The organism is Streptomyces sp. NPDC020996 (genome assembly GCF_040641355.1).
GTDB lineage: Bacteria > Actinomycetota > Actinomycetes > Streptomycetales > Streptomycetaceae > Streptomyces.
Genome location: NZ_JBFADM010000034.1, coordinates 9,712 through 29,769, shown reverse-complemented (window position 1 = coordinate 29,769; position 20,058 = coordinate 9,712). Strand labels below are relative to the sequence as shown.

Sequence of the window (20,058 nt, the reverse complement as noted above, 5' to 3'; positions counted from 1 at the left end):
TCACGCAGTTCACGCGGCGATGCCGACCACCAGCCAGATGAACGCCGCGCCCGCGACCGTGCACAGCACGGTCGAGCGGGCGGGGTGCTCGTGGTGCGCCTCGGGGAGGATCTCGGCCGCCGCGAGGTAGAGCAGTACGCCGCCGAAGAGGCCGAGGTAGCCGCCGAGCAGTGCCTCGGGGATGGTGAGGAAGGCGGTGGAGGCCGCGCCGGCGACGGGCGCCGCCGCGTCCGCGAACAGCATGGTCAGGGCCTTGCGGCGGGCGTTGCCGTACAGGCTGGTGATCGTGTACGTGTTGAAGCCGTCGGCGAAGTCGTGGGCGATGACGGCGAGCGCGACGGCCAGGCCCATGCCGCCGCCGACCTGGAAGGCCGCGCCGATCGCCAGGCCGTCCATGGCGCTGTGGCCGACCATCGCAGCGGCCGCGGTCAGGCCCACCTCGGGCGTCCGGTGGGCGTGCTCCTCGGCGCCGTGCGCGGCCTTGCGCGTGGCCAGCAGGCGTTCCACGAGGTGGGCCAGCAGGAAGCCGGCGACGAACAGCAGCAGGGCCGCCGGGACGCCGAACACCTCCCGGTCCGCCGCCCTCAGCGCCTCCGGCAGCAGGTCCAGGCCGACCACGCCCAGCATCAGGCCCCCGGCCAGGCCCAGCACCAGGTGGCGACGGTCGGTCACGCGCTGTGCCGTCCATCCGCCGACCAGCGTCATCAGGAACGCGCCGAGCGCGACGAAGACCGCCATGGGGCCTTGTTATCCGATCGGCGCCCCTTCGCGCACATCCGACGACCGATCACGTACTGAATGCCTGATTCCTGTAGGAGAGGACCGATCCCCATGGCCGATGCCCCCGCCGGCAAGGTGACCTTCGTCGGTGCCGGCCCCGGCGCCGCCGACCTGCTGACGTTCCGTGCCGCGCGCGCCATCGCCGAGGCCGACGTCGTGATCTGGGCGGCCAGCCTGGTGCAGGCGGAGGTCCTCGGGCACGCGCGCGAGGACGCGGAGATCCTCGACTCGGCGACGATGTCGCTGGAGGACGTCGTCGCCGTCTACGAGCGCGCCCACCGGGACGGTCTGCGGGTCGCCCGCATCCACTCCGGCGACCCGGCGCTGTGGGGCGGCACCCAGGAGCAGCTCGACCGGTGCGCCCGGATCGGCATCGCGACGGAGGTCGTGCCCGGGGTGTCGGCGTTCTCCGCGGTCGCCGCGCTCGCGCAGCGGGAGCTGACCATTCCCGAGGTCGCGCAGTCGGTCGTGCTGACCCGGCTGGGCGGCGGCAAGACGCCGATGCCGCCCGGCGAGGAGGTGCGCGAGTTCGCGCGGCACGGCACCACGATGGCGGTCTTCCTGTCGGCGGCGCGCAGCGGGCAGTTGGTGCGGGAGCTGCTGGAGGGCGGATACCCCACCGACACGCCCGTCGTCGTCGCCTACCAGGCGACCTGGCCGGAGGAGCTGCTCGTGCGGTGCACGATCGGCACGCTGGAGGAGACGGTCAAGGAGCACAAGCTCTGGAAGCACACCCTGTTCCTGGTCGGCCCGGCCCTCGACGCGCACGGCACGCGCTCGCACCTGTACCACCCCGGTCACTTCCACGGCTTCCGCAAGGCCGACCCGGAGGCCCGCAGGGCCCTGCGCGCGCGGGGTGCGAGCACGTGATCACCGTCGTCGGCACGGGGACGGGGGCGCCGGTGCCGCCGGACGTGCTGGCCGGGGCCCGGCTGGTGGTCGGCGGGCGGCGGCATCTGGAGTCCGCGCCGGTGCCCGCCGGTGCCGAGCGGGTGGTGCTCGGTCCGCTGGCGCCGGCCCTGGACGCGGTCGAACGGCACCTGGGCGAGGGCGGCCGGGTCGTCGTGCTGGCCTCCGGCGACCCCGGGTTCTTCGGGATCGTGCGGGCGCTGGCCGAACGGTTCGGGGCCGAACGGTTGGACGTGCGGGCCGGGGTGTCCTCGGTCGCCGCCGCGTTCGCCCGCGTCGGGCTGCCGTGGGACGACGCCGTGGTGGTCTCCGCGCACGGGCGGGCGCTGCGGACGGCGGTCAACGTGTGCCGGGCGCGGCCGAAGGTCGCCGTGCTGACGGGGCCGGGCAGCGGGCCCGCGGAGCTGGGGGCCGCGCTGCGGTCCGAGCCGCGGGTCCTCGTGGTGGCGTCGGCGCTGGGCTCGGCGGAGGAGCGGGTGGAGCGGGTGACGCCCGCCGAGGCCGCCGCCCGGGACTGGGGCGACGCGGTCAGTGTGGTGCTGTGCCTGGACCAGGCGCGGGCGCTCGGCGGGGTGCGCACGGTCGCCGGGGCGCCGGCCGGGCCCGCCGGGTGGGCGCTGGAGGAGTCCGCGTTCGCCCACCGCGACTCGATGATCACCAAGTTCGAGGTGCGGGCGCTGGCGCTGGCCCGGCTCGGGCCCCGGCTCGGCGACCTGGTCTGGGACGTCGGCGCGGGCTCCGGCTCGGTGGCGGTGGAGTGCGCGCGGCTCGGCGCGGCCGTCACCGCGATCGAGAAGACCCGGGACGGCGTCGAGCGGATCCGCGCCAACGCGGCCGCGCACGGTGTGGACGTACGGGCCGTGCACGGGTCGGCGCCGGGCGTGCTGGAGGGCCTCGACGCTCCCCACGACCCCGACGCCGTGTTCGTCGGCGGCGGCGGGCGGGACCTGCCCGCCGTGGTCACCGCGTGCGCGCGGCGCGCCCGGCGGACGGTGGTGGTGGCGATGGCCGCGCTCGACCGGGTGCCGGCCGCCCGCGAGGCGCTCACCGGCGCCGGGCTCGACTGCGACGGGGTGCTGTTGCAGTCGTCGCGGCTGGCGCCGCTGCCGGGCGATGTGACCCGGCTGGCGGCGGCCAATCCCGTGTTCCTGCTGTGGGGTGTCAGAACCCCGTTCTCTCGTGAAGGAGTTGCTCTGTGATCGGCCTCATTTCCGCCACCGCGGCGGGGGCGGCGGCACGCGACCGGCTGGCCGCGGCGTGGCCGGACCGCACGCGCGTGTACGAGGGTCCCGTCGGGGACGCCGTACGGGCCGCGTTCGCGGAGTGCGAGCAGCTCGTGTGCTTCCTCGCCACGGGCGCCGTGGTGCGGCTGGTGGCGCCGCTGCTGGACGACAAGCGGACCGACCCGGGCGTGGTGTGCGTCGACGAGGGCGGCCGGTTCGCCGTGCCGCTGGTCGGCGGCCACGGCGGCGGCGCCAACGAACTCGCCCGCGAGGTCGGGGAGTTGCTGGGCGCCGAGCCGGTGGTGACGACGGCTACGGACGCGGTGGGGCTGCCGGGCCTCGACACGCTCGGGCTGCCCTGCGAGGGCGCGGTGGCGGCGGTCTCCCGCGCCCTGCTCGACGGCGAGCCCGTGGTGCTGGAGGCGGAGGTGCCGTGGCCGCTGCCCGCGCTGCCGACGGCGGCGCACGGCTCGTACACCGTCCGGCTGACGGACCGGGCCGTGCGGGCGGGCGAGCGGGAGGTGCTGCTGCGGCCGCCGTCCCTGGTGGTCGGCGTGGGCGCGTCGAAGGGCGCGCCCGCCGAGGAGGTGCTCGGGCTGGTCGAGCAGGCGCTGCGGGAGGCGGGGCTGTCCGCGCGCAGCGTCGCGGAGCTCGCCACCGTCGACGCGAAGGCCGGCGAGCCCGGCATCGTCGCGGCGGCCGGACGGCTCGGGGTGCCGCTGGTGACGTACCCCGCCGCGGAGCTGGCGGCCGTCGACGTGCCCAACCCGTCCGCCGCGCCGCTGGCCGCCGTCGGGACGCCGTCCGTCGCCGAGGCGGCGGCCCTGCTGCGGGGCGGTGAACTCCTCGTCCCCAAGAGGAAGTCGGCGATGGCGACGTGTGCCGTGGTACGGCGTCCGGGGCGCGGTCGGCTCGCCGTGGTCGGGCTCGGTCCCGGCGCCCGCGACCTGCTCACCCCGCGCGCGAAGGCCGAACTGCGGCGCGCCTCGGTCCTGGTCGGGCTCGACCAGTACGTCGACCAGATCCGCGACCTGCTGCGGCCCGGCACCCGGATCCTGGAGTCCGGGCTCGGCGCCGAGGAGGAACGCGCCCGCACGGCCGTCGCCGAGGCCCGAGGGGGGCGGGCCGTCGCGCTGATCGGCAGCGGAGACGCCGGCGTGTACGCCATGGCCTCCCCCGCGCTCGCCGAGGCGTCCGACGACATCGACGTGGTCGGCGTGCCGGGTGTGACGGCGGCGCTGGCGGCCGGGGCGATCCTGGGCGCGCCGCTCGGCCACGACCACGTGTCGATCAGCCTGTCCGACCTGCACACGCCGTGGGAGGTCATCGAGCGGCGGGTGCGCGCGGCGGCCGAGGCGGACCTCGTCGTGACCTTCTACAACCCCCGTTCCCGCGGCCGTGACTGGCAGTTGCCGAAGGCGCTGGCGATCCTCGCCGAACGCCGGGAACCGGCGACCCCGGTGGGCGTCGTGCGCAACGCCTCCCGGCCGGACGAGTCCAGCCGGGTGACGACGCTGGCCGGACTGGATCCGGCGACGGTCGACATGATGACGGTCGTGACCGTGGGCAACACCGCGACCCGGGAGATCGCCGGGCGCATGGTGACGCCGCGCGGCTACCGCTGGCAGGAGGAGGCGCAGTGAACCGGGCGACCCGTGTGGTGCACCCCATCGAGCAGGAGTCCTTCCGGCGGCTGCGCGCCCGCCTGGACACCTCGCACCTCCCGCCGCTGACCCGGGCGGTCGTCGAGCGGGTGATCCACTCCGCGGCCGACCTCGACTACGCGGCCGACCTCGTGATGGACGAGGACGAGCTGACCGCGGCGCACGCCGCGCTGAACGCCGGGGCGCCCGTCGTGGTGGACGTGGAGATGGTCGCGGCCGGGATCACCCGGCGGGAGACCGTCTGCCGGCTGAAGGACGCGAAGGCCGGTGAGGGGCTGACGCGTTCGGCGCACGCGGTGCGGCTGGCCTACGAGCAGGTCGGCCCGGGGGCGCTGTGGGTGATCGGCTGCGCGCCGACCGCCCTGGAGGAACTGCTGACGCTGGACGCCTCCCCCGCGCTCGTCATCGGCCTGCCCGTCGGCTTCGTCGGCGCGGCCGAGTCCAAGGCCGCGCTGCGCGCGAGCGGGCTGCCCGCCGTGAGCAACGTGTCCGAGAAGGGCGGGTCGGCGGTCGCCGCGGCCGCGCTGAACGCCCTGCTGTACCACCCCGTTCCGCTTTCCGAGGAGACATCGTGACCACCCCGCCGCCCGCCCTGCTCATCGCCGGTCACGGCACCCGGGACGACGCCGGTGCCGAGGCGTTCCGTGACTTCGTGCGGCAGTTGGGCCGCCGCCACCCCGAACTGCCCGTCGCGGGGGGCTTCATCGAGCTGTCCCCGCCGCCGCTGGGCGACGCGGTCGCCGAGCTGGTGGAGCGGGGTGTGCGCCGCTTCGCCGCCGTGCCGCTGATGCTGGTGTCCGCCGGGCACGCCAAGGGCGACATCCCGGCGGCGCTGGCCCGCGAGAAGGAACGGCACCCGGGGATCTCGTACACCTACGGCCGTCCGCTGGGCCCGCACCCGTCGCTGCTGAACGTGCTGGAGCGCCGGCTGGAGGAGGCGCTGGGGGCGGCCGGGGACACCTCCGGCGACCGTTCGGACGTGACGGTGCTGCTGGTCGGGCGCGGCTCGACCGACCCCGACGCGAACGCCGAGGTGTTCAAGGCGGCGCGGCTGCTGTGGGAGGGCCGCGGGTACGCCGGGGTGGAGACGGCGTTCGTGTCGCTGGCGGCGCCGGACGTGCCGAGCGGCCTCGACCGGTGCGCGCGGCTCGGCGCGCGGCGGATCGTCGTACTGCCGTACTTCCTGTTCACCGGGATCCTGCCGGACCGGGTGCGGCAGCAGACCGAGGAATGGGCGGCCGCGCACCCGGAGCTGGAGGTGCGTTCGGCGGACGTCATCGGCCCCGAACCGGAGCTGCTCGACCTGGTGATGGAGCGGTACGAGGAGGCCGTCAAGGGCGATCTGCGGATGAACTGCGACAGTTGCGTGTACCGCATCGCGCTGCCCGGCTTCGAGGACAAGGTGGGCGCGCCGCAGCAGCCGCACTTCCACCCGGACGACGACGGCCACCATCACCACCACGGGCACCACCACGGCGGCCACGCCCATGCCCACTGAGGACGCCGCCGGGCCGGACCTGCGCCACCACGGGGACGCCGAGGTCCGCGACGGCGGCTCGGCGCTGGTGGACCTGGCCGTGAACGTCCGGACCGGGACGCCCCCGGTCTGGCTGCGCGAGCACATCGCCCGGTCCCTGGACGGGCTGGCCGCCTATCCCGACGGGCGGGCCGCGCGGGCGGCGGTGGCGGCGCGGCACGGACTGCCGCCGGAGCGGGTGCTGCTGACGGCCGGCGCGGCGGAGGCGTTCGTGCTGCTGGCGCGGGCGCTGAAGGTGCGCCGGCCGGTGGTGGTGCATCCGCAGTTCACGGAGCCGGAGGCGGCGCTGCGGGACGCGGGCCACACGGTCGACCGGGTGCTGCTGCGGGCGGCGGACGGGTTCCGGCTGGACGCCGCCACGGTTCCCGAGGACGCCGACCTGGTGGTGATCGGCAACCCGACGAACCCGACGTCGGTGCTGCACCCGGCCGGGTCGGTCGCCGGGCTCGCCCGTCCCGGGCGGACGCTGGTGGTGGACGAGGCGTTCATGGACGCGGTGCCGGGCGAGCGGGAGGCCCTGGCCGGGCGGACCGACGTGCCGGGGCTCGTCGTCCTGCGGAGCCTGACGAAGACGTGGGGTCTGGCGGGGCTGCGGATCGGGTACGTGCTGGCCGCCCCGGAGACCGTCGCCGAGCTGGAGCGCGCCCAGCCGCTGTGGCCGGTGTCCACGCCCGCGCTGGCCGCCGCCGAGGCCTGCGTCGGGCCGCGGGCGCTGGCGGAGGCGGCCCACGCGGCACACCGCATCGCCGCCGACCGCGCCCATCTGGTGGCGGGGCTCGGCGCGTTCGCCTCGCGGGGACTGCGGGTGGCGGAGCCCGCCGAGGGCCCCTTCGTCCTGGTCCGGCTGCCCCACGCCACCGAGGTACGCCGACGGCTGCGCGAGCTGGGGTTCGCGGTACGGCGCGGGGACACGTTCCCCGGCCTGGGCGACCAGTGGCTGCGGCTGGCGGTGCGGGACCGGCCGACCACCGACTCGTTCCTGCGAGCCCTGGAACGGGCCTTGTAGCGGGGCCTGTGACGCGCCCCTCCGGGCCGGGGGACGGTCACGGGCCCCGGGAGGACCGCCTCGCACGCTGCCGGGCCGCCCGAGCAGGATGACCTCACCGCACACCGGCGGCGGCGCAGTTCACTGAGCCTCCGCCAACTTGAACTCGCAGTTCAGAGGACTGGCGTGACTCGTGCCCAGGGCGCTCACCCTGGTCGTAGGCGGGAGTCTGTGGGGAAGATCGTCCGCCAAGGGGTGGTTCGCGGCTCCATGCCGGTTCTGCCGATGGCGTTCGGCTGTTTCATTCGGATCTTGCGAGGCTTGTCATACTGCCCGGATGGATACGCAAGGCGTGGAGGCGGCACGGCGTTGGCTGGCTGATCAGGGCATCCACCAGGTACGCGACGGGTGGGTGAGCGACGAGAAGCCGGACGTGTTGCTCACCGCCAACCAAGTGGCACATTCTTGGGCCGGTGATGTGTTTGCCGAGGACCTGAGTACAGCCGACCAGGTGCGATTGGCCTTCGGGCTGCTGGATCTCCTCGACGATTACTGGGTCACCTGCGAGATCCGATTCGCGGACAGGTACGGGGAGGGCCCATTGCCGGCCGACGTGCTGTGGGGCGGCTACCGTGAGCGGCTGGAGGCGGACCGGGACGTCGAGGCCGTTACCTACTCGCTGTGGGTGGACTGGTTCGAGGACCACACCACTTCCGCGACGGCTTTCGCCGAGGTCCTCGGAAAGGACATCGACCGAGTAGTGGCCGAGCGATCGGAAGCCCTCCTCCGCCGGGCCCGTCGGGTTCTGGAGTGTTCGGGCCCGGTGCGCTGGACGGTGAAGGAGCCGGCATACCGCACCGCCGCGCGGCTTCCCGCCCTGCACTCTGCTCTCTTCCTCGGTCTTCGGGCGAGCTTCCACGACGTCTACGGTGACCTGGAACCGGCCGCCGCACTGGCCCTCCTCGACCAGCTAAGTCTTCCCATGAACACCCAATACCTTGCCGAACTGCGGCACGTACTTGCCGCAGGGCACAAAAACCACCACCACAGTCCCGGTGCCTGGCGCGATGCGGTTCGCTCCTGCTCAGGTAGCTGAACTGTCCGATTCCTGCTCGCTACGCCTCGGCTACCTCCTACGATCCGGTACATATTGGATCCCGAGCTGCTGGAACGGATCACCGCGCGGCGCGCGGAGCTGGACGAACTCGAAGAACAGCTGGCCAAACAGCTGGCGGACGTGCGGGCCGAGCGGGACGAACTTGCTGTCGCCGAACGTGTCCTTGAACGGATGGCCGGGCAGCTCGCCGAGGAACGCTCCTCAGCCCGACCGATGCCCGGGCAGGTAGGCGGCCAGGCGGTCATGCTGGTACCGCACCGCGAACCGGGCGTGGAGGAGGACTCGCTCCCGTGGGACTACCAGCGCATCATCACCGCCGTGCGGCAAGCCGCCGGGCCAGTCATGGCCCGCGAGGTCGGCGAGGTAGTGGGAGTGGACGTCAGCGTGCGGTCCAAGCTGGAACCGCTGCGCAGCAAGCTGGTCAGACTCGTCGATCGCGGCTGGCTGCGCAAACTGCCCGACGGCCGGTTCACCACCCGTCTATGACCAGGAACGCCGCCACGTGGAGTGGCCCGGAACAGGCGTAACCGGGGTGCCCCCGGAGGCTGTTGATTTTATGTGACGAATACCAAAGAGCTCGTCGAAGACACCTGCCCACTTGTCTACCAGTGCCGTCTGCCGCTGTCCACGCGCACCGTCAGCCACCTCGCCGATCTACTCAGGCGCCATCTCAAGGCGATTCGGTCCAGGTGGCGGATCCTGCCGCCGGGAAAGATCGCGGTGATCGTCCTGGCCGTACTGCGCCACGACCAGCGCTTGGCCGACATGGCCGGCGGCAACAACGTGGCCGAGTCCACCGTCCGCCGCTGGCGCGACGAGCTGGTCGGACTGCTCGCCGCCCAGGCGCCGTGGCTGGACCGTGTCCTGCGGAAAGTCGCCAGGCAGGGCGGGGAGGTGGTCCTGATCGACGGCACCCTCATCCGCACCAGGCGTCGCACCGGCAAGGCCGACCGGCGGAACTACTCCGGCAAGCACCGCAGCCACGGCCTGCATTTCCTCGCCCTGACCGATGAGAACGGGCGTCTGATCTGGATATCGGCTGGCCGACCCGGACGCACCCACGACAACACCGCCGCCCGCCACGACCACATCCTGGCCCACCTGCGCGCCGCCGGACTCGGGGCGCTGGCGGACCTTGGCTTCCGCGGCCTGGACAACGACATCCTCGACCCCGTGATCGTCACCGGCTACGCCGCCAGCCGAATCCACAAGCTCACCCCGGGCGAGAAGGAAGCCAACCGCGTCCTCGCCGTCGGACGTGCACCGGTCGAGCACGGCTTCGCCCACCTCAAGAACTGGCGGATCCTCACCAAGCTCCGCACCCGCCCCGCCCGCGCCACCCGACTCCTGCGCGCTCTGCTCGTCCTGACGAACCTCGAAGTCAACCGTTGACAGATGATCTTCTCCGTGGGCTCCTGCCCAGGACCAGTATGAGTACCCGGAGGACCGGTCACACCAGCCCTTTGACCTGCGTCTTCAAGTTGGCGGCAACTCACTGACGTCGCGCAGGACGGCACCCCGCCCGCAGCACCACCACGGCTCCCCGGAAGCGGCGCTCCCCCAACCCCCTCCCGGCAAGCACACCCGCGCCCCGACACCACCCGCGAGATCCGCACCCCCGCCCGACCACACGCCCCGGCCCAGGACGCCGGGCCCGCGCCCCCCGGCCCAGGGCAGCGGGCCCGCGACCCGCCACCCGCCACCCGTGCCCCACGGACCCCGGAGCGGTCAGCTCCTGCGTCGGCGGGCCAGTGCGAGCGCGCCGCCGCCCGCCGCGACCAGGACGAGCGCGCCGCCCGCGACGTACGGCGTCGCCGAGCTGCCGCCGGTCTCGGCCAGCCCCGCCTCCTTGGCGGGCGCCCCCTGCGGCCTGACGTCGCCGGCCGGGTCCCCGCTCCGCCGCGCCGGGTCCGGGCTCTGCCGTGCCGGGTCCGGGCTCTGCCGAGCCGGGTCCGCGCTCTGGCGCGCGGGCGCGGGCGGGGCCTCGCAGGTCGCCTCCGCCAGGGTGAGCGTGCCCTCGACCTCGGCGACGTTGAGCTTCAGCGGGTTGACGGAGACCTTCAGCCGGAGGGCGGTCGCGGCCGCCGTGCGCGAGGTGGTCCGCTTCTGCGACAGGTCCAGGCGCACCTCGCCGACGCCGGGCACCTTGACGTCCGTGGGACCGCCGGGGGTGAGCGTGACCTTCTTGCCGAGGACCGTGACCGAGCCGAGCAGGCTCGCGGAGGCGGCCGGCGTCTTCCCGGCCTCGCAGGTCGCCTTCGCGGTGACCTGCTGCACCTCGACGAGCGAGAGCAGGGGCAGGCCGGGCACGTGCAGCCTGGCGTGGGCGAGGGTGGTGGAGCCCTCGGCCCGGCCGGCGGTGACCGTCGCCTGCGCGTCCGCCACCTCCGCGCTCAGCACACTGAACGGCTTCCCGCCGTTCACGCCGTCCAGCCGGGCGGTCAGCGCGGTCTTCCGGGCGCTCTGCGGCGCCTCGACCTGGTTGAGGGAGACCGTGAGCGGGACGTGCACGGTCTTGTCGAGCAAGCCGACGTCGAGCCCGGTGCGCAGGACGACGGCGCTCGCACGGCCGTGGTCGGCGGTCGCGTGGGCAGGGCCGGAGCCGGCCAGGGCCGCGGGACCGGCGGCCAGGGCGGTGACCGCCGTGACGGTGGCGAGCCGGCGTGCGGGCATGCGGAAACTGTTGCCGTTCAAGGTGGTGGGACCCCCAGAAGAGACGTGCTCGGGACCCGGCAAGAATTACGCCCGTTGGGGTGAACTGGCGTCCATACAGCACCAGTTCACCCCAACGAGCGTTCCCCGTGAACGCTTTCGATTACGGCCGGGACAACCCCGCGACCGGGCAGGGCGCTCAGCCGACGACCCGTCCCTCCAGCACCACCCGCCGCGGGGCCGCCAGCACGCGCACGTCCGCCCGCGGGTCGGCCTCGTACACGACGAGGTCGGCCGGTGCGCCCTCCTCCAGGCCGGGACGGCCGAGCCAGGCGCGCGCGCCCCAGGTCGTCGCGGACAGGGCCGCCACGGCCGGGATGCCGGCGGTGACCAGTTCCGCCACCTCGCCCGCCACCAGGCCGTGGGCGAGGTGACCGCCGGCGTCGGTGCCGACGTAGACGGGGATGCCGGCGTCGTAGGCGCCGCGCACGGTGTCGTAGCGGCGTTCGTACAGCCGGCGCATGTGGGCCGACCACTGCGGGTACCTCGCCTCGCCGCCCGCGGCGAGCTGCGGGAACGTCGCGATGTTGACGAGTGTCGGGACGATGGCGACGCCCCGCTCGGCGAACAGCGGTATCAGGTCGTCGGTGAGGCCGGTGGCGTGCTCGATGCAGTCGATGCCCGCCTCGACCAGGTCGCGCAGGGAGTTCTCGGCGAAGCAGTGGGCGGTGACGCGGGCGCCGAGCCGGTGGGCCTCGGCGATGGCGGCCCGGGCCGCGTCGGCCGGCCAGCTGGGCGCCAGGTCGCCGAGGTCGCGGTCGATCCAGTCGCCGACCAGCTTCACCCAGCCGTCGCCGCGGCGCGCCTCCCGCGCGACGTGGGCCACCAGGTCGTAGGGCTCGATCTCCCAGGCGTAGCCGCGCATGTAGCGGCGGGTGCGGGCGATGTGCCGCCCGGCCCGGATGATCTTCGGGAGGTCGTCGCGGTCGTCGATCCAGCGGGTGTCGGAGGGCGAGCCGGCGTCGCGGATCAGCAGGGTGCCCGCGTCCCGGTCGGTCAGGGCCTGCTTCTCGGCCACGTCCTCGTCGACCGGGCCGTGCGGGCCGAGCCCCACGTGGCAGTGCGCGTCGACGAGGCCGGGCAGGGCCCAGCCCTCGACGCTGCGGACGTCGCGCGCCCCGGCGGGACGGTCGTAGGAGATCCGCCCGCCGACGACCCACAGCTCGTCGCGGACGTCGTCGGGCCCGGCCAGGACCCGGCCCTTCACGTGCAGCACCGCCTGATCGCTCATGCACGGCACTCTAGTGACCGGCTATCCGCCCGCACCCGCCTGGTCCGGGGTTCCCTGCTCGACGTCGGCCATCGCCGGGTCCAGCAGGCGGGAGAGGAAGTGGCGGGTGCGGTCGTGGCGGGGGCTGCCGATGACCTGGCCCGGCGTGCCGTCCTCGACGATCACGCCGCCGTCCATGAAGACGACCCGGTCGGCGACCTCGCGGGCGAAGGTCATCTCGTGGGTGACGACCATCATGGTCATGCCCTCGTCGGCGAGCATGCGCATCACCGCGAGCACGTCCCCGACCAGCTCGGGGTCGAGCGCCGAGGTCGGCTCGTCGAACAGCATCACCTCCGGTCCCATCGACAGCGCGCGGGCGATGGCCACGCGCTGCTGCTGGCCGCCGGAGAGGGAGGCGGGGTAGGCGTCGGCCTTCTCCGACAGGCCCACCCGCCGGAGGTTCTCGGCGGCCACCCGCGCGGCCGTGGCCTTGTCGCGCCGCAGCACCCGGCGCTGCGGCAGGGTGAGGTTCTCGGTGACGGTGAGGTGCGGGAAGAGGTTGAACTGCTGGAAGACCATGCCGATACGGCGGCGTGCGGCGTCGATGTCGACGTCGGGGTCGGTGAGTTCGACGCCGACGACGAAGACCTGGCCGCGGGTGGGCTCCTCCAGCAGGTTGACGCAGCGCAGCAGGGTCGACTTGCCGGAGCCGGACGGTCCGATGACGCACACCACCTCGCCCCGGGCGATCTCCAGGTCGATGCCGCGCAGCACCTCGTTGTCGCCGAAGGACTTGTGCAGTCCCTGGAGGCGGATCTCTGCGGTAGGGCTCACTTGACGGCCTCCTGGGCCTTCGCCTCCAGGCGGCGGACGACGAAGCCGAGCGGGATGGTGACCAGCAGGTAGCACAGGCCGGCGACGAGGATCGGCGTGGAGTTGGCGGTCGTGCTGGCCAGGTCGCGGCCGTACTTGGACAGTTCGCGCTCCTCCAGGGTGACGCCGAGGAACAGCACCAGCGAGGAGTCCTTGAACAGCAGCACCAGTTCGTTGGTCAGCGGCGGGATGATGATGCGGAACGCCTGCGGAATGATGATCGAGACCATGGCCCGGGCGGGCGAGAAGCCCAGCGAACGGGCCGCCTCCAGCTGCCCCTTGGGCACCGCCTGGATGCCCGCGCGGATCGTCTCGGCCATGTACGCGGCGGCCACCAGGCCCAGCGCGAGGGCGACCTTGCCGTACGTGCCGCCGACGATCTCCGTGCCGGGGAAGGCCAGCGGCACGGCGACGCCGATGAAGATGAAGATCAGCAGCGCGGGCAGGCCGCGGAAGATCTCGATGTAGACGCCGGCGAGCCAGCGGTAGGGGCCGACCGACGACAGCCGCATCAGCGCGACGACCACGCCGAGGGCCAGCCCGACGACGAAGCCGGACACCGTGTACAGGACGGTGTTCTTCAGCGCCAGCGTGATGATCTCGGGGAACATCTGCCGCGCGATGTCTCCCTGCGCGAACTGGTTGCGCAGCCGTCCCCAGTCGGCCGAGGCCGCGAAGGCGGCCACGGCGGCGACGAAGACGACGTACTGCGCACCGCGCGACAGACGGCGCTTCTGCCGCCGGGTCAGCCCCTTCCTGCGGGGCGGGGCCGGGGTGCGGAGGTCCGTGCCGGTCATGAGGCGGAGGGCGACGCGGCGGAGGCGTCGTAGGGGCCGATCCACTTCTCGTACAGCTTCTTGTACGTGCCGTCGGCCTTCGCGTCCTTGATCGCCTTGTTGACGGCGGCGAGGAGCTTCGTGTTGCCCTTCTTCACCGTGAAGCCGTACTGCTCACCGGTGTTGAGGTTGTCGACGACCTCGAAGGCGGCGGCGTTGGCCTTGTCCTTCAGCCAGCCCTGCACGACGGGGTAGTCGATGATGACGGCCTTGACCTGGCCGGTGCGCAGTCCGTTGAGGACGGCGTCGGAGGACTCGAAGGAGACCGGGTCGAAGCCCTTGCTCTTGGCGTAGTCCTCGCCGGTGGTCTGCGCCTGGGCGCCGAGCTTGACGCCCTTGGCCTTGACGTCGGCGAGCGAGTGGACGCCGCTGCCGCGGGCGGCGAGGACGGCCTGGGTGGCGTCGAAGTAGGGGGTGGAGAAGTCGACGTTCTTCTTGCGCTCCTCGGTGATGGTCATGCCGGCCGCGGCCAGGTCGCACCGGCCGGAGTTGAGGAACGCGCCGGTCTTGAAGTTCTCGAACGGCGTGTCGACGATCTGCTGCTGCACGCCCAGGTCCTTGGCGACCAGGTCGACGAGGGAGACGTCGAAGCCCTGCGCCTTGCCGTCGATCTCCGACTGGAACGGCGGGTAGGGCAGGTGGGTGCAGGTGGTGAGCTGTCCGGCCTTCACCAGTTCGACCCCGCCGGCCGCGGTCTTGCCGCCGCTGCCGCCGCTGTCGCTCGAGGTGCAGCCGGCCACGAGGACCAGCCCGGCCGTCGCGGTGGTGACGGCCAGAACGCGGATCCGGCGCCCGGGGACGGTGTTCACGGGGGACCTCCTGTGGGGGAACTGTGGGCTCCGATTATAAGGAGATGTTTGGGCATCTCAAATTAAATCCATGGTCGCGGGGGCGTCCGGCCTGAGAAGTCGCCGGCCGGGGGCGGTGCGGGGACACCGATTACCCTCGATTGCGTCTACCGCGTCCACCCCGCCGGCGAGAAGAGAGCACTGCCGTGACCCACCCCTTTCTGGACCTCGCGCCGTTGAGCGCCGCACGTTTCGCCTCCATCGAGGACCGCGTGGCACGGCTGCTCGGCACCGGCCAGGACGTCGTGATCACTCAGGGCGAGGCCCTGCTGCCCCTGGAGGGCGCGATCCGTGCGACGGCGGGGCCGGGGACGACCGCGCTGAACGTCATCACCGGCCCGTACGGGCAGACCTTCGGCGACTGGCTGCGGGACTGCGGCGCCACGGTCGTCGACCTGGCGGTGCCCTTCCACACGGCCGTGCGCGCCGAGCAGGTCCGGGAGGCCTTCGAGGCGCATCCGGAGATCGACTTCGTGTCCCTGGTGCACGCGGAGGCGGCGACCGGCAACACCAACCCGGTCGCGGAGATCGGCGAGGTGGTGCGGGAGCGGGGCGCGCTGTTCTACCTGGACGCCGTCGCGTCGGTCGGCGCGGAGCCGGTGCTGCCGGACGCCTGGGGCGTGGACCTGTGCGTCATCGGGGCGCAGAAGGCGATGGGCGGGCCGGCCGGCGTCTCGGCGGTGTCGGTGAGCGAGCGGGCGTGGGCACGGATGGCCGCGAACCCGCGGGCCCCGCGCCGGTCGTACCTGTCGCTGCTGGACTGGAAGGAGCGCTGGATCGACGGCGGGCGCAAGGCGCTGCTGCACGCTCCGGCGCAGCTGGAGATGCTCGCGCTGGAGGCGTGCCTGGAGCGGATCGAGGCGTCGGGCCTGGAGGCGGTGATGGCCCGGCACGCGTCGGCCGCCGCCGCGGCCCGGGCGGGCGCCCTCGCCATGGGCGGCGGGCTCGAGCCGTACGTGCACGAGGCCCGGGAGGCGGCGCCGGTCGCCACCACGCTGCGGGTGCCGGCGGAGACGGTCGCGTCGGAGCTGGTGGCGCGGGCCCTGGAGACCGACCCCGCGCTGCCGCTGGCCGCGGGCGGGGGCGCGCTGGCCAAGGAGATGATCCGGGTCAACCACTACGGGCCGGACGCGTCCGTGGAGACGGTACGGCGCTGTCTGGCGGCACTCGGCGCCGCGCTGGCGGAGCGGGGCCTGACGGTGAACGTGGAGGCGGCGGACCGGGCGGCACAGGGTGCGGTATCGCATCAGCAGGATTAGCGGAATCTGATTCAGAGGTAATTCCGGAGTTTATCAACGGGCAGTTGATTTTCTTCTTCTGCCCGCTTGCCCTCGACCCAAACGCGAAGATGCTGCGAACGTCGACCGGCGCGATTCGAGCAGACCCCGTGCGGGTCACATGGGTGTGACGCGTTACACATCCTGACCGATTTGTCATTGTTTACGCCGGTCAAAACCGGACCTTCGGGGCGGATTTCGCGCGATCGCCCGCGCCCGCGCGATAACACAGGACCCCTGCTGGGGCAACCCACTCGCGCGATGTATTTTTGGAATTCCCTCGGTAAGTTCAATTCGCATGACTGCCGCACAAGCAGAACTGAAAATAGACCGTCCGTCGGTCGCGGACGGCGCCGCGCTGTGGCGTATCGCGAAGGATTCGAAGACCCTCGACCTGAACTCGTCGTGCAGCTATCTGCTGTGGTGCCGTGACTTCGCCGGCACCACGGCCGTGGCCCGCGACGAGCACGGGGAACCGGTCGGCTTCGTCACCGGCTACGTACGGCCGGACCGTCCGCGCACCCTGCTGGTCTGGCAGGTGGCGGTGGACGAGGCGTACCGCGGGCGGGGGCTCGCGGGCGCACTGCTCGACGCCCTGGCGGCGCGGGCCGTCACGGAGCACGGGCTGACCACGCTCGAGACCACCATCACCCCGGGCAACACCGCCTCCGAACGGCTGTTCGCCTCGTTCGCCGAGCGGCACGGCGCACGGGTGGAGCGCGAGGTGTTGTTCGGCGCGGACCTGTTCCCCGACGGTCCGCACGAGGCCGAGGTCCTCCACCGCATCGGCCCCCTCTCCCGCTGACGCCGCCAGTCCCGCAGGCCCCCACGCCCCCAGCACTCCCGCACGCACTCGGCGGTCCGCGCCGACGAGCGGTCCGTCGTCGAGCCGAAGTCGAAGGAGATCCGGTCCGTCTTCGAAGTGCACCGGATCAGCGAGGTGTTCGCGAACCTGGTGCGCGACGAGCGGGTCGTCGGGCGGGCGCGGCAGATCCTCGGCTCGGACGTGTACGTCCACCAGTCGCGGATCAACGTCAAGCCAGGTTTCGGGGCGAGCGGCTTCTACCGGCACTCGGACTTCGAGACCTGGCACGCCGAGGACGGCCTGCCGAACACGCGGACGGTGTCGGTCTCGATCGCGCTGACCGAGAACTACGACACCAACGGCGGGCTCATGATCATGCCGGGCTCGCACAGGACGTTCCTGGGCTGTGCCGGGGCCACGCCCGAGGACAACTACAAGAAGTCGCCGCGGATGCAGGACGCGGGCACGCCGTCCGACGAGGCGCTGACCGCGCTGGCCTCGCGGTACGGCATCCGGCTGTTCACCGGCAAGGCGGGCTCGGCGACCTGGTTCGACTGCAACTGCATGCACGGGTCCGGCGACAACATCACGCCGTTCCCGCGCAGCAACGTCCTCATCGTGTTCAACAGCGTGGAGAACGCGGCCGTCGAGCCGTTCGCGGCGCCCGTGCGGCGGCCGGAGTTCATCGGCGCGCGGGACTTCACACCCGTGAGGTGACCCGCACACCAGTGAGGTGACCCGCCCCCGCGCCGCCGGCACCCCCGTCGCCGGGGCCGGTCAGCCGGACAGGACGTCCAGCAGCCGGTCGACGTCGGCGGGGGTGTTGTACAGGTGGAAGGAGGCCCGCAGGTTGCCCGCGCGGTCGGAGACCTCGATGCCCGCGTCGCTCAACCCGGGCTGCCGGTGGCCGAGTCCGGGCACCGACACGATCGCCGAGCCGGGCGCCGGGAGCGGTTCGTGGCCCAGCGCGGCCAGTCCCGCGCGGAAGCGGTCGGCGAGGGCGAGGTCGTGGGCGCGTACGGTGTCCACGCCGAGTTCCTCGATCAGCTCCAGGGAGCGGCGCAGCCCGGCGAACGTGAACAGGGCCGGGCTGAGGTCGAACCGCCGTGCGGAGCGGGCGAGTTCGGTCACCGGCCCGTAGCAGCTCTGCCAGGGCTCCTCGCCCGCGACCCATCCGGCCAGGAGCGGCGTCAGCCCGCCGAGGTCCTCCGGGACGACGAGGAAGGCCGCCCCGTGCGGGCCGAGCAGCCACTTGTAGGAGACCGTGGCCGCGAAGTCGTGGGCGCCGGCCTCCACCGGCAGCCAGCCGGCGGTCTGGGAGAAGTCGACGTACGTACGGGCCCCGTGCCGCCGGGCCGCCTCGCGCAGCGCGGGCAGGTCGGCGACCCGGCCGTCGGCGGACTGGGCGGCGCTGACCGCGACGAGCACGGTGCCCGGCCGGACGGACTCGGCGATCCGCTCCAGCGGAACGGTGCGCACCTTCAGGTCGCCGCGTACGTGGAACGGGTTCAGCACGGAGGTGAAGTCGTCCTCGGCGGTGAGGACTTCGGCGCCGGCCGGCAGCGACGCGGCGATCACCCCGGTGTGCGCGGCCACCGACGCCCCGGCCGCCACCCGGCTTGCCGGGACCCCGGCCAGCCGGGCGAAGGCGGCGCGGGCCCCTTCCACGTCCGCGTGCAGCGGGCCCAGCGGCCGGCCCTCGGCGCGCAGCAGCGCCGCTTCGTGCAGCGCGGCCACGGTACGGGCGGGCAGCAGTCCGTTGCTCGCGGTGTTCAGGTAGGTGTTCTTCGGGGCGAACTCGGAACGGACGAGGCTCTCGAAGGTCTCCATGGGTCCACTCTGAGCCCCGCGCAGTCCCCCGTCCATGGCAGCTTTCCGCGTGACCGCCCCAAGCGTTGCTTATGAATGCGCTCCGGCCTGCGGCTTTTCGTGCTCGTCCCAGGCCTGGGCCAGCGCCTGCGCGAAGACCTCGGCGGGCTGGGCGCCGGAGACGCCGTAGCGCCGGTCGAGGACGAAGAAGGGGACGCCGGTCGCGCCGAGCTGTGCGGCCTCGCGCTCGTCGGCGCGGACGGCGTCGGCGTAGGCGTCCGGGTCGGCGAGCACCCGGCGGGCGTCGTCGGCGTCCAGACCGGCGGCGACGGCGAGTTCCACCAGCCGCTCGTCGTCGGCGTAGACGGAGCGTTCCTCGGCGAAGTTGGCGGTGTAGAGGATCTGCAGCAGTTCGCCCTGCCTGCCGTGCTCCTCGGCGAGGTGCAGCAGGCGGTGCATGTCGAAGGTGCTGCCGTGGTCGCGGCCCCGGGTGCGGTAGGCCAGGCCCTCGGCGGCGGCCTGCGCGGCCAGGTTCTCCTCACCGGCCTGCGCCTGCGCCTCGCTCATGCCGTACTTCTTCGTCAGCATCGTGAGGACGGGCTGGACGTCGTCCTTGGCGCGGCCCGGGTCCAGCTCGAAGGACCGGTGCACCACTTCGACCCGGTCGCGGTGCGGGAAGTCCGCGAGCGCCCTCTCGAAGCGGGCCTTGCCCACGTAGCACCAGGGGCAGGCGATGTCGCTCCAGATCTCGACGCGCATGTTTCGGCTTCCTGTCGGCTCGCACGGGTACGGAGACTCCCTCCGCCGCATGCGTGAACGTTCAACCAGCCGTGGTCATTCCCCGGCGACGGCGAGGCGCAGGAGCAGGTGGTGGTCGTCCTCGGCCGGGGGCTGCCGGGGGTCCGGGACCCAGCCCCGGCCGGCGTAGAAGGCCTGGGCCCGCAGGTTGCCGACGTGCACGGCGAGCACGGCCGTCCGTCTGCCGTCGGCCTGCCACTCCTCGACGCAGGCCCTGTGCAGCGCGGTGCCGACGCCCCGGTCGGTGTGCAGCTGTAGCAGCTCGACGGGCTCCGCGGACGCGCCCCGCGGGGTGCGGAAGGAGGCGATGCCCAGCAGGCGGCCGTCGAGCACCGCGCACAGCACACGGCGGTCGGCCCGCCCGATGGCCTCCGCCCACCTGGCCGGCCAGTCGGTGCCGTCGTCGGGCAGGCCGTCCGGGTAGTACGTCGACCTGGCGCGGGCGTGCAGCGCGGCGACGACCGCGGCCGCGGCGGGCAGGGCGGTCCTGACCACCGGGGAGTCGACGGTCCGGTGCGTTCTGATCACGCAGCGGAGGACGTGCCCGGCACGGGCGCGGTGCCCGGCACGGGCGCAGTGCCCGGCACGGGCGCAGTGCCCGGCACGGGCGCAGTGCCCGGCACGGGCGCAGTGCCCGGCACGGGCGCAGTGCCCGGCACGGGCGCAGTGCCC

The 20,058-nt window shown here is 73.3% G+C and carries 20 protein-coding genes and 1 pseudogene; 12 read left to right on the top strand and 9 right to left on the bottom strand.

Going from position 1 to position 20,058, the window contains the following annotated elements; genetic code table 11:
- Positions 1–9: 9 nt before the first annotated feature.
- A complete protein-coding gene (locus AB0G63_RS22665; protein WP_360753072.1) occupies positions 10–738 on the bottom strand; it encodes a ZIP family metal transporter in 729 nt (242 codons plus the stop codon).
- A gap of 93 nt (positions 739–831) precedes the next feature.
- Between AB0G63_RS22665 and cobM the strand changes: the two genes are divergently transcribed.
- From cobM to AB0G63_RS22620, 9 genes are all read left to right on the top strand, one after another.
- On the top strand, positions 832–1,650 hold the full coding sequence (gene cobM / locus AB0G63_RS22660) for a precorrin-4 C(11)-methyltransferase (RefSeq protein ID WP_360753069.1): 819 nt from the start codon (positions 832–834) through the stop codon (positions 1,648–1,650).
- A complete protein-coding gene (gene cbiE, locus AB0G63_RS22655; protein ID WP_360753066.1) occupies positions 1,647–2,888 on the top strand; it encodes a precorrin-6y C5,15-methyltransferase (decarboxylating) subunit CbiE in 1,242 nt (413 codons plus the stop codon). The genes cobM and cbiE overlap by 4 nt, the downstream gene beginning before the upstream one ends.
- Complete coding sequence (cobJ, locus tag AB0G63_RS22650; RefSeq protein ID WP_360753063.1) at positions 2,885–4,555, top strand: precorrin-3B C(17)-methyltransferase; 1,671 nt, start codon at positions 2,885–2,887, stop codon at positions 4,553–4,555. Before cbiE ends, cobJ begins: the two co-directional genes overlap by 4 nt.
- Complete coding sequence (locus tag AB0G63_RS22645) at positions 4,552–5,151, top strand: precorrin-8X methylmutase (protein ID WP_360753061.1); 600 nt, start codon at positions 4,552–4,554, stop codon at positions 5,149–5,151. Before cobJ ends, AB0G63_RS22645 begins: the two co-directional genes overlap by 4 nt.
- Positions 5,148–6,074, top strand: a complete 927-nt coding sequence (locus AB0G63_RS22640; RefSeq protein WP_360753058.1) for a sirohydrochlorin chelatase — start codon at positions 5,148–5,150, stop codon at positions 6,072–6,074. The genes AB0G63_RS22645 and AB0G63_RS22640 overlap by 4 nt, the downstream gene beginning before the upstream one ends.
- On the top strand, positions 6,064–7,119 hold the full coding sequence (cobC, locus tag AB0G63_RS22635; protein WP_360753055.1) for an Rv2231c family pyridoxal phosphate-dependent protein CobC: 1,056 nt from the start codon (positions 6,064–6,066) through the stop codon (positions 7,117–7,119). Before AB0G63_RS22640 ends, cobC begins: the two co-directional genes overlap by 11 nt.
- A 316-nt stretch (positions 7,120–7,435) precedes the next feature.
- Positions 7,436–8,194 carry a hypothetical protein gene (locus AB0G63_RS22630; RefSeq protein ID WP_360753052.1) on the top strand — a complete coding sequence of 253 codons (759 nt, stop codon included), beginning with the start codon at positions 7,436–7,438 and terminating at the stop codon, positions 8,192–8,194.
- 54 nt (positions 8,195–8,248) lie between these two features.
- Positions 8,249–8,701 carry a hypothetical protein gene (locus tag AB0G63_RS22625; protein ID WP_360753049.1) on the top strand — a complete coding sequence of 151 codons (453 nt, stop codon included), beginning with the start codon at positions 8,249–8,251 and terminating at the stop codon, positions 8,699–8,701.
- Between the two features lie 72 nt (positions 8,702–8,773).
- Entirely contained in the window at positions 8,774–9,607 is an 834-nt protein-coding gene (locus AB0G63_RS22620; RefSeq protein WP_360753046.1) for a transposase family protein, read from the top strand.
- A gap of 336 nt (positions 9,608–9,943) precedes the next feature.
- On the opposite strand, the gene AB0G63_RS22615 is transcribed toward AB0G63_RS22620, so the two are convergent.
- The 5 genes from AB0G63_RS22615 to AB0G63_RS22595 form a co-directional block, all read right to left on the bottom strand.
- On the bottom strand, positions 9,944–10,909 hold the full coding sequence (locus tag AB0G63_RS22615) for an SCO1860 family LAETG-anchored protein (protein ID WP_360753043.1): 966 nt from the start codon (positions 10,907–10,909) through the stop codon (positions 9,944–9,946).
- A 157-nt stretch (positions 10,910–11,066) separates the two neighbouring features.
- Positions 11,067–12,158, bottom strand: coding sequence for an amidohydrolase family protein (locus AB0G63_RS22610; RefSeq protein ID WP_360753040.1), 1,092 nt, complete (start codon positions 12,156–12,158; stop codon positions 11,067–11,069).
- A gap of 21 nt (positions 12,159–12,179) precedes the next feature.
- On the bottom strand, positions 12,180–12,974 hold the full coding sequence (locus AB0G63_RS22605; protein ID WP_360753038.1) for an amino acid ABC transporter ATP-binding protein: 795 nt from the start codon (positions 12,972–12,974) through the stop codon (positions 12,180–12,182).
- Complete coding sequence (locus tag AB0G63_RS22600) at positions 12,971–13,810, bottom strand: amino acid ABC transporter permease (protein ID WP_360753035.1); 840 nt, start codon at positions 13,808–13,810, stop codon at positions 12,971–12,973. The genes AB0G63_RS22605 and AB0G63_RS22600 overlap by 4 nt, the downstream gene beginning before the upstream one ends.
- On the bottom strand, positions 13,807–14,658 hold the full coding sequence (locus AB0G63_RS22595) for an ABC transporter substrate-binding protein (RefSeq protein WP_360753032.1): 852 nt from the start codon (positions 14,656–14,658) through the stop codon (positions 13,807–13,809). Before AB0G63_RS22595 ends, AB0G63_RS22600 begins: the two co-directional genes overlap by 4 nt.
- A 185-nt stretch (positions 14,659–14,843) precedes the next feature.
- Between AB0G63_RS22595 and AB0G63_RS22590 the strand changes: the two genes are divergently transcribed.
- The 3 genes and pseudogenes from AB0G63_RS22590 to thpD all read left to right on the top strand — a co-directional run.
- Positions 14,844–15,956 carry an aminotransferase class V-fold PLP-dependent enzyme gene (locus tag AB0G63_RS22590; RefSeq protein WP_360753029.1) on the top strand — a complete coding sequence of 371 codons (1,113 nt, stop codon included), beginning with the start codon at positions 14,844–14,846 and terminating at the stop codon, positions 15,954–15,956.
- Positions 15,957–16,272: 316 nt separating this feature from the next.
- Positions 16,273–16,779, top strand: a complete 507-nt coding sequence (gene ectA, locus AB0G63_RS22585; RefSeq protein ID WP_360753027.1) for a diaminobutyrate acetyltransferase — start codon at positions 16,273–16,275, stop codon at positions 16,777–16,779.
- A 51-nt stretch (positions 16,780–16,830) separates the two neighbouring features.
- Positions 16,831–17,496, top strand: a pseudogene (gene thpD, locus AB0G63_RS22580) (ectoine hydroxylase); the annotation flags it as partial.
- A gap of 60 nt (positions 17,497–17,556) precedes the next feature.
- Here thpD and AB0G63_RS22575 read toward each other — a convergent pair.
- The 3 genes from AB0G63_RS22575 to AB0G63_RS22565 form a co-directional block, all read right to left on the bottom strand.
- Positions 17,557–18,609, bottom strand: a complete 1,053-nt coding sequence (locus AB0G63_RS22575; RefSeq protein WP_360753024.1) for an aminotransferase class V-fold PLP-dependent enzyme — start codon at positions 18,607–18,609, stop codon at positions 17,557–17,559.
- A 69-nt stretch (positions 18,610–18,678) separates the two neighbouring features.
- The gene (locus AB0G63_RS22570; protein ID WP_360753022.1) at positions 18,679–19,347 is read right to left on the bottom strand and encodes a DsbA family oxidoreductase; all 669 of its coding nucleotides are present in this window, start codon (positions 19,345–19,347) and stop codon (positions 18,679–18,681) included.
- Between the two features lie 75 nt (positions 19,348–19,422).
- Positions 19,423–19,914, bottom strand: a complete 492-nt coding sequence (locus tag AB0G63_RS22565; protein ID WP_360753020.1) for a GNAT family N-acetyltransferase — start codon at positions 19,912–19,914, stop codon at positions 19,423–19,425.
- Positions 19,915–20,058: the final 144 nt, after the last annotated feature.

Excerpts from the sequence above, each read along its gene's own strand:
- AB0G63_RS22610 (WP_360753040.1), bottom strand. The coding sequence starts at position 12,158 with ATGAGCGATCAGGCGGTGCTGCACGTGAAGGGCCGGGTCCTGGCCGGG.
- cobM (WP_360753069.1), top strand. The coding sequence starts at position 832 with ATGGCCGATGCCCCCGCCGGCAAGGTGACCTTCGTCGGTGCCGGCCCC.
- cobC (WP_360753055.1), top strand. The coding sequence starts at position 6,064 with ATGCCCACTGAGGACGCCGCCGGGCCGGACCTGCGCCACCACGGGGAC.
- AB0G63_RS22570 (WP_360753022.1), bottom strand. The coding sequence starts at position 19,347 with ATGCGCGTCGAGATCTGGAGCGACATCGCCTGCCCCTGGTGCTACGTG.
- AB0G63_RS22665 (WP_360753072.1), bottom strand. The coding sequence starts at position 738 with ATGGCGGTCTTCGTCGCGCTCGGCGCGTTCCTGATGACGCTGGTCGGC.
- AB0G63_RS22600 (WP_360753035.1), bottom strand. The coding sequence starts at position 13,810 with ATGACCGGCACGGACCTCCGCACCCCGGCCCCGCCCCGCAGGAAGGGG.
- AB0G63_RS22630 (WP_360753052.1), top strand. The coding sequence starts at position 7,436 with ATGGATACGCAAGGCGTGGAGGCGGCACGGCGTTGGCTGGCTGATCAG.
- AB0G63_RS22575 (WP_360753024.1), bottom strand. The coding sequence starts at position 18,609 with ATGGAGACCTTCGAGAGCCTCGTCCGTTCCGAGTTCGCCCCGAAGAAC.
- ectA (WP_360753027.1), top strand. The coding sequence starts at position 16,273 with ATGACTGCCGCACAAGCAGAACTGAAAATAGACCGTCCGTCGGTCGCG.